General features: G+C 68.6%; 3 protein-coding genes. All 3 read left to right on the forward strand.

Annotation, left to right across the window (positions count from 1 at the left end):
- On the forward strand, nt 1-844 hold an 844-nt coding region (locus tag RHBS_RS31265; RefSeq protein ID WP_237669838.1), incomplete at its 5' end, for a Yip1 family protein.
- Between the two features lie 12 nt (nt 845-856).
- On the forward strand, nt 857-1,699 hold the full coding sequence (locus RHBS_RS27330) for a sugar phosphate isomerase/epimerase (protein ID WP_128646902.1): 843 nt from the start codon (nt 857-859) through the stop codon (nt 1,697-1,699).
- Between the two features lie 22 nt (nt 1,700-1,721).
- Nucleotides 1,722-1,926: acyl-CoA thioesterase domain-containing protein (locus RHBS_RS31270; RefSeq protein ID WP_374700678.1), on the forward strand; the 205-nt coding region annotated here is incomplete at its 3' end.

Genomic DNA, 1,926 nt, shown 5'->3' on the forward strand with positions numbered 1-1,926 from the left:
GCCCGGCCGCGAGACCACTCGCCCCACCCCGTTTCAACCGGCAGGCAAGCGCGACAAGCAGCAGCCCGAGCCGGAACTGCTGTCCGGCTCCACCACGGTGGCCGGTGACCTGCTCAACCGCTCGCACGACGACACCGAACGCGCCAATCGCCCGGCTGCGCCCACGACGGCGACGTCGGATCGGCTTCCGTACGGGTCCACCGCGGCCGAGCAGGGTCGGACCCGCAAGCCGGTGGGATTCCGAGCATCGCGGCAGGTCGAGGTGGCCGAGCCGAACACCGACGTCGCTCCGCGAGCAGCGATCATCGACGTCGACGACCTGGCCAAGACTGCGGTGTCCCCGCGTATTGCGCGCGCCGACGACCCGACAGCCGAGTCGGCCGACGAGCAGGCGGAGACCGAGACGTCCGCCGCCACCGAGGTCGTCGATCTCGTGAAGCCGGAGATCGACGACGAGCCGAAGACCTCGACCGACGTCGAGGCCGACCCTGCAACCGACGACGCACCGGACTCGGAGGCCGACAGCGCGACTGCGGACTCGCGCACCGATCGCCGGGCAGCGGCCGTGAAGGGCAAGGGCGGTGCCGTCCGGCAGTGGCTGGTGCTGATCGGTCAGGCCGTGGTGTCGATCGCCGTCGGCGCGCTGCTGTTCAAGGGCTTCGAGCAACTGTGGGACGTGTTGCCGTGGGTCGCGCTGGTGCTGTCGGTGCTGGTGATCGTCGGGCTCGTCGCGGTGGTGAGAATTCTGCGGCGCACCGACGATCTGATATCGATCGTCATCGCGATTGCCGTCGGTGTCTTCGTCACGCTCGGTCCGCTCGCCTTCCAGCTCAGTACCGGCTGAGCCGGCACAGCGATGGGTGCGAAGCGAATTCAGGTGGGACTGTCCACGGCCTCGGTCTACCCGCAGAACACCGAGGCGGCGTTCCGCTACGCGGCGGAGCTCGGCTACGACGGCGTCGAACTGATGGTGTGGGCCGAGTCGGTCAGTCAGGACGTCGACACGGTGGCCGCGCTCTCGCGGGAGTACTCGATGCCGGTGCAGGCCATTCATGCGCCGTGTCTGCTGATCTCGCAGCGAGTGTGGGGATCGGATCCGGTCGCAAAACTCACCCGTTCGGTCGAGGCGGCCGAGAAGCTGGGCTCGGCGACGGTCGTGGTGCACCCGCCGTTCCGGTGGCAGCGCAAGTACAGCGACGGGTTCGCCGATCAGGTCGCCGAACTCGAATCGAACTCGCACGTGGTGGTCGCGGTCGAGAACATGTTCCCCATGCGCGCCGACCGCTTCTTCGGGCGCAAGGAGAAATCCGCACAGCGACTCGAACGACGCGGTGGTCCGGGCGCAGCCCTGTCGGCGTTCTCGCCGTCGTACGACCCGACGGATGTCGGCCATGGTCACTACACGCTCGACCTCTCGCACACTGCCACTGCAGGCTCGGACGCGCTCGAGATGCTCGACCGGATGGGCGAGGGCATCGCGCACCTGCATCTGGCCGACGGTCGGGGCGCATCGGTCGACGAGCATCTGATCCCCGGCCACGGTAGCCAGCCGTGCGTGGAGGTGTGCACCGAACTGGTGCGCCGCGGTTTCGAGGGGCAGGCGGTGATCGAGATCAACACGCAGAATGCGCGGACGGTCCCGGAGCGTTCCTCGATGCTCGGGCAAGCACTGCAGTTCGCCCGCGCACACCTGTCCTGAGGCCGCCGGTAAGTTGTCGTCAATGAGTTCAGCCAGCCCCTTCAAAGCCGCCACCACCCTGACCGCGCTCGAGGTCGCCGCCGACACCGCGTCGTTCGCGGGCGCGATCGACTCCACCTGGACCATCGGTCCGAAGGTGCACGGCGGCGCGATGCTCGCCGTCTGCGCGGCAGCAGCGCGTCAGCACATCGTCGCGACCGACCCGGATCAGGCCGAGATCCAGCCGC

The organism is Rhodococcus sp. BS-15 (assembly GCF_000813105.1).
Classification (GTDB): domain Bacteria; phylum Actinomycetota; class Actinomycetes; order Mycobacteriales; family Mycobacteriaceae; genus Rhodococcoides.